Origin of the sequence: Nocardioides sp. CPCC 206348, from assembly GCF_048654705.1 — a bacterium.
Taxonomy (GTDB): Bacteria; Actinomycetota; Actinomycetes; order Propionibacteriales; family Nocardioidaceae; genus Nocardioides.
Window position 1 is genome coordinate 20487 of record NZ_JBMCZA010000221.1, and the last position, 8004, is coordinate 28490.

At 71.3% G+C, this 8004-nt stretch carries 5 protein-coding genes; 1 reads left to right on the plus strand and 4 read right to left on the minus strand.

The genetic code is table 11. From position 1 onward, the window contains the following. On the minus strand, window positions 1-1872 hold a 1872-nt coding region (locus tag ACOADB_RS24880; RefSeq protein WP_378605196.1), incomplete at its 3' end, for a maltotransferase domain-containing protein. 9 nt (window positions 1873-1881) lie between these two features. Continuing rightward, complete coding sequence (glp, locus tag ACOADB_RS24885; RefSeq protein ID WP_378605199.1) at window positions 1882-3108, minus strand: gephyrin-like molybdotransferase Glp; 1227 nt, start codon at window positions 3106-3108, stop codon at window positions 1882-1884. Window positions 3109-3301: 193 nt separating this feature from the next. Between glp and glgP the strand changes: the two genes are divergently transcribed. Continuing rightward, a complete protein-coding gene (gene glgP / locus ACOADB_RS24890) occupies window positions 3302-5908 on the plus strand; it encodes an alpha-glucan family phosphorylase (RefSeq protein ID WP_378605202.1) in 2607 nt (868 codons plus the stop codon). A gap of 10 nt (window positions 5909-5918) precedes the next feature. Here the strand turns inward: glgP and ACOADB_RS24895 are convergent, their stop codons facing one another. Together ACOADB_RS24895 and ACOADB_RS24900 are read right to left on the minus strand one after the other, a co-directional pair. Then, window positions 5919-7379 (minus strand): S28 family serine protease, encoded by a 1461-nt coding sequence (locus ACOADB_RS24895; RefSeq protein ID WP_378605204.1) that lies wholly within the window; start codon window positions 7377-7379, stop codon window positions 5919-5921. A 69-nt stretch (window positions 7380-7448) separates the two neighbouring features. After that, window positions 7449-7838 (minus strand): hypothetical protein, encoded by a 390-nt coding sequence (locus ACOADB_RS24900; RefSeq protein WP_378605207.1) that lies wholly within the window; start codon window positions 7836-7838, stop codon window positions 7449-7451. Window positions 7839-8004 lie beyond the last annotated feature (166 nt).

Consider the following 8004-nt stretch of genomic DNA (forward strand, 5'->3'; position numbering starts at 1 on the left):
GGCGGCCAGGTCCAGGTGCACCATCGTCTCGTGCACCTGGTGGGGATCAAGGTTGAGCACCACGATCACGGTGTCGGTCCCGGCGGTCTTGCTGAAGCACAGCACGTGCTCCTCGTCGGTCGGGTGCACGGTGAGGTTGCGCAGCAGCTGCAGCGCCGGATGGGCTCGCCGGATCCCGTTCAGCCTCGTGATGTACGACGCCAGGCCGGTGGCGTCCGTACCCCAGTCCCGGACCCGGATCTGGTACTTCTCCGAGTCGAGGTACTCCTCGCTGCCCGGCTTCACGGCCACGTGCTCGCCGAGCTCGTAGCCGGCGTACATCCCCCACGTGGGCGACGACATCGCGGCGAGCACGGCCCGGATCCGGAAGGCGGCCGGGCCGCCGTACTGCAGGAACTCGTGGAGGATGTCGGGGGTGTTGACGAAGAAGTTCGGCCGCATCCGGTGGGCGGACTCGTGCGACACCTCGCGCAGGTAGTCCTCGATGTCGACCTTCGCGGTGCGCCACGTGAAGTACGTGTACGACTGGTGGAAGCCGATCGCACCGAGCGTCTGCATCATCGGCGGCTTGGTGAATGCCTCGGCCAGGAACAGCACGTCCGGGTCGGTCCGGCGGACCTCGGCCAGCAGCCACTGCCAGAACGCGACCGGCTTCGTGTGCGGGTTGTCGACGCGGAAGATCCGGACGCCGTGCGCCATCCAGTGCCGTACGACGCGCAGCACCTCGGTCGCGAGGCTGTCCGGGTGGTCGTAGGGATGCGCGTCGAAGTTGACCGGGTAGATGTCCTGGTACTTCTTCGGCGGGTTCTCGGCATAGGCGATCGACCCGTCCGCCCGGGTGGTGAACCACTCGGGATGTGCGGCCACCCACGGGTGGTCGGGAGCGGCCTGCAGGGCGAGGTCGAGGGCGACCTCCAGGTCGAGCGCCCCGGCCGCCGCCACGAAGGCGTCGAAGTCCGCGAGGGTGCCGAGGTCGGGGTGGACGGCGTCATGGCCACCGGCCGCGCTGCCGATCGCCCAGGGCGATCCGGTCCAGTCGGCCGGCAGCGGCTCGCCCTCGGCGAGCACCGTGTTGTTCGGGCCCTTGCGGTTGACCTCGCCGATGGGGTGGATCGGTGGGAGGTAGATGACGTCGAAGCCCATGGCCGCCACCGCGGTCAGTCGCTCGGCGGCGGTCCGGAAGGTCCCGCTCACCACCGCGCCGGTCTGCGGGTCGTGCGTCGCGCCCTCGGAGCGCGGGAAGAACTCGTACCAGCTGCCGAAGAGGGCGCGGGGGCGGTCGACGTACACAGGGAACGGACCCTCGACCGTGAGCAGGTCCCGCAGCGGGTGCGCGTTCAGGACCCCCACCAGCTCGGGTGATTCGAGCTGCGCGAGCCGGGCTGCGGCAGGGCGCTTCTGGTCGCTGCTGGCCTTGATCGCGGCGCGCAGGATCCTCGTGCCGGCCCGGTCCGGGCCGCCCTCGGCGAGCACCCGTTCGAGCAGCAACCGACCCTCGGCGAACATCAGCTCGGTGTCGATGTCGGCCCGGATCTTGATGCCGGCCGCGTGCTGCCAGCTCGCGATCGGGTCCGACCAGGCCTGCACCTCGAAGGACCAGGCGCCGACGCTGTCCGCCTCGACCCACGCCTCGTAGCGACTGACCGTGTGCCGGTCGACGGCCGGGAGCGGCGTCATCGCAACGGGCGCGTGCCGGGTGCCGTCGGGCGCGACGAGCACGACCTCGGCGCCGAGCCGGTCATGGCCCTCGCGAAACACCGTTGCACTGACCGGGAAGGGTTCGCCGACGCTCGCCTTGACGGCCAGCCGGCCGCCGGTGGCACCGGCCTCCAGCAGCGGGTTGACGTCGATCACGGGGATGCGTCCGACCATGGTTCGAACCTAACTGAAGCTGAGGTCCCACACGTCGACGGCGTCGCCGGGCTGCAGCGGGCCACCGTCGGCGGGCAGGTCGATGAGGGCGTCGGCACCGGCGAACCAGCCGAGGAATCCGGAGCCGGGCGGGCCCCACGGAGTGACCGTGCCGGCCGCGCGGTCGAGGCGTGCGCGGCGCATCTGGCGCTTGCCCTTGAGCGGGCTGAGGGGCTCGGTGAGTGCGGCGCGCACGACCGGCCGGTGCGGGTGGGGATGGCCGGCCGCCGTACGCAGGGCCGGGCGGACGAAGACCTCGTACGACGTCAGCGCGCTCACCGGGTTGCCGGGCAGGCACACGACGGGGACACCGCCGACGACTCCCGAACCCTGCGGCATCCCGGGCTGCATGGCGACCTTCACGAACTCCACGCCGCGCGGGCCGAGCGCGTCCTTCACGACCTCGTAGGCGCCAGCACTGACGCCACCGGACGTGAGCACCAGATCGATTTCACCCGCCGCGGTCTCGGCGTCGAGCAGGGCGAGGAACGCGGGCACGTCGTCGGCGACCCACAGCTTGCGGACCGCGATCGCGCCGGCTTCCTCGACGGCTGCGGCCAGCAGGGCGCCGTTGGCGTCCCGGATCTGCCCGGACCCCGGGACCGGGTCGTCGGCCAGCTCGGAGCCGGTCGAGCAGACCAGTACCCGTGGCCGTCGTCGTACGACGACCTCCGCGATGCCGAGCGCTGCCAGCACACCGATCTGGGCCGGACCGAGCACGGCACCGGCAGCGAGGACCTCCTGGCCGACTGCGACATCGGAACCGGCAGGACGGACGAAGGACCCGACGTCGCGTGCATCGGTGATCGCGACCTTGTCGGTGCCGCCGTCGGTGATCTCGACCTCGACGATCGCGTCGGCGCCGCGGGGGACCGGAGCGCCGGTCATGATGCGCAGCGCGGTGCCCGGCGCCAGCTCGCCCACCGCGGCACCGGCCGGAATGTCACCGGCGACCGGGATCACGGCCGGAGAGTCGGACGTCGCGGCGGCGATGTCGGCGGCCCGGACGGCGTAGCCGTCCATCGCCGAGTTGTCGAAGGAGGGGAGCGCCTCGGGCGCGGTGACGGTGGCAGCCAGGATGCGGCCACGGGCCTCGGCGACGGCGATCGTCTCCTGCCCCCCGGCACGCGGTACGAGGAGCGCAGCGACGTGCTGCTGGTGCTCGGCGACCGAGCGGAGGGCGGGGGTCGTGGTCATTGGTTCCACCCTAGGACCCCGGACCGAAAGCGGCCGCCCGCGCACCCGCTCGCGCAAAAACAACGGGCGAGGTGGCCCCCATGACCACCCCGCCCGCTAGTACCCGGTTCAACGGCCCCGGCGAGCGGTTGTTACGGGCGCTTTTCCCAAACAGCATTGGAACGTTCAAGTGGGATTGGCTACGGTCGGACACATGCGTGCGATCCGAAGGTTCACGGTCCGCCCCCTCCTGCCCGACGCGCTTGCCTCCCTGGGTGAGCTCGCCGCCAACCTGCGCTGGTCGTGGCATCCACCCACCCAGGAGCTGTTCGCGGCCGTCGACCCCGACCTGTGGGTGAGCACCGGTCAGGACCCGACCCGGTTGCTCGGCGAGGTGTCGGCCGAGCGCTGGGCCGAGCTGGCTGCCGACGAGTCGTACGTCGCGCGCGTCGCCGAGGTGCGGGCCGACCTGTCGTCGTACCTCGAGGGGGAGCGGTGGTACCAGCGCGCCAGCGCCGCCGAACCGGACGCGACCTGGCCCGAGGCAATCGCCTACTTCTCGCCCGAGTTCGGCATCACGGCCGTCCTGCCGCAGTACTCCGGCGGCCTCGGCATCCTCGCCGGTGACCACCTCAAGGCCGCGAGCGACCTCGGCGTCCCGATCGTCGGCGTCGGCCTGCTCTACAAGCACGGGTACTTCAAGCAGGCCCTGTCGCACGAGGGCTGGCAGCAGGAGAGCTACCCCGTCCTCGATCCCGACGGCCTCCCGCTGTCGCCGCTGGTCGAGGCCTCCGGCGAACGCGCCACCGTCTCGCTCCGGATGCCCGACGGTCCGGACCTGCTCGCCCGGATCTGGGTCGCCGCGGTCGGCCGGGTGCCATTGCTGCTCCTCGACACCGACCTCGAGGAGAACCCCGAGCACTACCGGCTGATCACCGACCGCTTGTACGGCGGCAACACCGAACACCGGTTGCGCCAGGAGCTCCTGCTCGGGGTCGGTGGCGTCCGCGCCCTGCGCGTCCACTCCCGGATCACCGGTGCTCCCACGCCCGAGGTGTTCCACACCAACGAGGGCCATGCCGGATTCCTGGGCGTTGAGCGGATCCGCGAGCTCACCGTCGGCGAGCAGGGCGCTGGCGGCGCCGATGTCGTCGACTTCGCCACGGCGCTCGAGATCGGTCGCGCCTCGACGGTGTTCACCACCCACACGCCTGTCCCGGCAGGCATCGACCGCTTCCCGCGCACCCTCGTCGAGCAGTACCTCGGCGACCACGGGGCGACGCCCGGCGTCCCGGTCGACCAGATCCTCGCGCTCGGTGCCGAGGACTACGACGGCGGCGATCCCGGCGTCTTCAACATGGCGGTGATGGGCTTCCGGCTGTCCCAGCGCGCCAACGGCGTCTCGCAGCTGCACGGCCACGTCAGCCGCGGCATGTTCAACGGGCTGTGGCCGGCCTTCGACGAGGCCGAGGTGCCGATCACCTCGATCACCAACGGCGTGCACGCTCCCACGTGGGTGGCGCCCGAGGTCCTGGCCCTCGCCGCTGCCGAGGGTGGCGATCCCGAGGACGACGACGCCGAGGCGTTCTGGGCAGCCTTCGCGAAGGTCTCCGGCCCCGACGTGTGGCGCACCAAGCGGGCACTGCGCGAGCGACTCGTCGTCGACGCCCGTCGACGCCTGCGGCGTTCGTGGGAGAAGCGCGGCGCGGCACCGGCCGAGCTCGGCTGGATCGATGAGGCGCTCGACCCGGACGTGCTGACCATCGGGTTCGCACGTCGCGTGCCGTCGTACAAGCGCCTGACGCTGATGCTGCGCGACCCCGCGCGGCTCAAGGCACTCCTGCTGCACCCCGAGCGACCGATCCAGCTCGTGGTGGCCGGCAAGTCACATCCCGCCGACGACGGCGGCAAGCGGCTGATCCAGGAGCTCGTGCGCTTCGCCGACGCCGAGGACGTGCGCCACCGGATCGTGTTCCTGCCCAACTACGACATCGCGCTGGCGCTGCCGCTGTACCCCGGCTGCGACGTCTGGCTCAACAACCCGCTGCGCCCGTACGAGGCCTGCGGCACCTCCGGCATGAAGGCAGCGCTCAACGGCGGGCTCAACCTCTCCATCCTCGACGGCTGGTGGGACGAGTGGTACGACCCGGAGTTCGGCTGGCCGATCCCGTCCGCCGACGGGCTGGAGGACTACTCCGACAAGCGCGATGACCTCGAGGCAGCCGCGCTCTACGACCTGATCGAGTCCGAGGTCGCACCGCGCTTCTACGACCTCGACCACGAGGGCGTCCCGGCCCGCTGGGTCGAGATGCTGAGGCACACGTGGACCACCCTCGGCCCCAAGGTGCTCGCGACCCGGATGGTGCGCGACTACGTTGCCCAGCTCTACGCGCCGGCGGTCGCCAATGCACGCACGCTCGCTGCCACCGAGCACGGCGCCCGCGACCTCGCTGCATGGAAGGCGCGGGTCCGCGCGGCCTGGCCGCAGGTGCGCGTCGAACACGTCGAGGCCCAGGGCGTCGAGGACGCTGCCGAGGTCGGCGGCACCCTCGGCGTGCACTCCTACGTCGCCCTGGGGGAGCTGTCGCCCGACGACGTCCAGGTGCAGCTGGTCCACGGCCGCGTCGACGCGGAGGACGACATCGTCGACGCGACCACGACGCCCCTCACCCTCGTCGAGTCGTACGACGGCGGGCGGCACCGCTTCGACGGCCAGGTCGAGCTCGGCCGCTCGGGCCCGTTCGGCTACACCGTGCGGGTGCTCCCGACGAACCCGTTGCTGGTCGCAACGGCCGAGCTCGGCGTCGTGGCGCTCGCCTGAGCGCCGCGGCTCAGCGCCCGGGCGGGCGCAGGTAGTCCGGCGCCCGGTCGAGCGACGCGTTGTGCCGGGGGCGAGCGCCGCCGGCGTCGAGCCCCGCCCACGCTCGGATCTGCGCGGTGGCGCTCACTTGTTCCGCCTCCGGCAGCTGGGCGATGCGGGCCCCGTGCGTGCCGCCCTCGACGACGTGCACCGAGCACGCGCGCTGCGCCGCCCGTCGGCCGCACTCGAAGGCCTCGGCGCCCCAGGGGTCGTTGCCGCCGTACACATAGAGCATCTCGGTCGACCGGGTGCGCACCCAGCGGTCGATGTCGGCCATGGCGCGACGGTCGAAGTCGATCGGCAACAGGTCGGCAGGCACGAAGTTCGGCCCGCCCCAACCGCCCGGGTGCTGCAGCACGTCGGCCAGCGGCTCCTCGTAGGCCTCGTACCAGCCGAGCTGGTAGGCAGCCTGGTAGTAGTACGGCAGCGTGCCGAGCAGGCCCTGGTCGAGGTAGCCGGTCAGCGGGACCACACCCAGCGTCCAGTCCCAGACCTCCTCGTTGGTCGCGTCGGCCTGCGGGACGTCGGTGCACGCTGACTGCGGGGAGTACTGCCAGAACGTGAAGTACAGGTCGATCACGGCGATCTCCATGCCGCGGTCAAGGCTGCCGAGGACGTCCCAGGTGTCCCCGGTCGCCTCCGCCTCCTGGCGGGTGCGTTCGAGGAACCATGCCCGGTCCGGACCGAGGATCCGGCGCTGGACGGCCGTCAGGTCGGCGCGGCACTGCGGGTCGGTGCCGACGTTCGCGAGGAACTCGTTGTACGAGTCGTCCTCGTTGTCGACGTCGTTCGGGGCGACGTAGGGCACCGTGCCGTCGACGTCGTCGGGGAAGAACCGTCGGTGGTACGTCGCGGTCATGCCGCCCTTCGAGCCACCCGTCGTGAGCCAGTTCTCCCGGTACAGCCGCTTGAACGCCTTGATGATGCGGTGCTGGTCGGAGGCGGCCTGCCAGATGGTGAGCTCCCGGGGCCAGTCGGGCCGCGCGGGGATCGACGTCGAGAAGAAGCGGTACTCCATGCTCAGCTGGTTGCCGTCGACGATCTGCGTCGGCTCGCTGCGGCTGGGATTGCTGGAGACGTTGTAGCCGCTGGTGTACATCACCATCGGCCGGGCCGCGTCCTTGTGCAGCAGCGTCAGGCGCTGCTCGAAGGTGCCGGCCGTCGGGTCGCGGTGGTCGACGGGCTGGCGGAAGGTGATCTTGAAGAACCGGTAGCCGGCCGGGGCCGTGGCTTCCGCGACCGAGGTGACCCCCGGCAGGTTCTGGACGGCTTCGAGGATGTCGCCCTGTGCCGAGGGCGATGCGGACGGGCCGGTCTCGCTGGACGAGGTGGATGGGCTGGACGTGGCGGGCGTGACCGCGAGGGTGGCGGTGAGCCCGGTCGCGACTGCCGACGTGAGGATGGCGCCGACAAGGGACCTGAGGCGTGGCATGGGTGAACCTCCCGAGAGTTGGTGAAGCGTTCCCACAACGTAGTCACGGTCCCCGGGCTGGGGGAAGGGTCAGCGGGTGACGAGCCAGGAGCGGAGGAACCCGGTGAACGCCGGGTTGAAGTCGGGCCAGTCGGGGTCCTGGTCGAACGCGAGGAGCATCGCGTCCAGCTCCGGCGACGGCCCTTCTGTCGCAGCGAGCAGACTGGCGACGACCACCTCGCGACGGCTGCCGAGCCCGGGGAGGTGCGGGTTCGAGCGGACGTGGGTGAGCAGGGCGGACGGGTCGAGGAAGGACACGGCGGTTTGCGCCAGTCCGACCACCTCCTCGGTGAGCGAGGCGCCGGCCTCGAGGTCGTCGAGGTCGAAGGACCAGTGGTCCCGCATCGGGCCCGTTGCGCCGGGAACCAGGACGCGTTGGCTCCACAGGTGCCAGTCTGGATCGCGGCCCTCGAGCGCCATGAAGTCACGCCAGACACGCGGCTGGGCGAAGAAGTCGACGTGGAGCTCGGCGTCGTTCCTGCCGAGGGTGTACCGACGGACAGTCGCGACGGTCCGGCCGCTCGAACGTGAACCTCAGGCCCTTGCGGGTGAACCCGAGGTCCTTCAGGGACGGGGCGATCCGGTT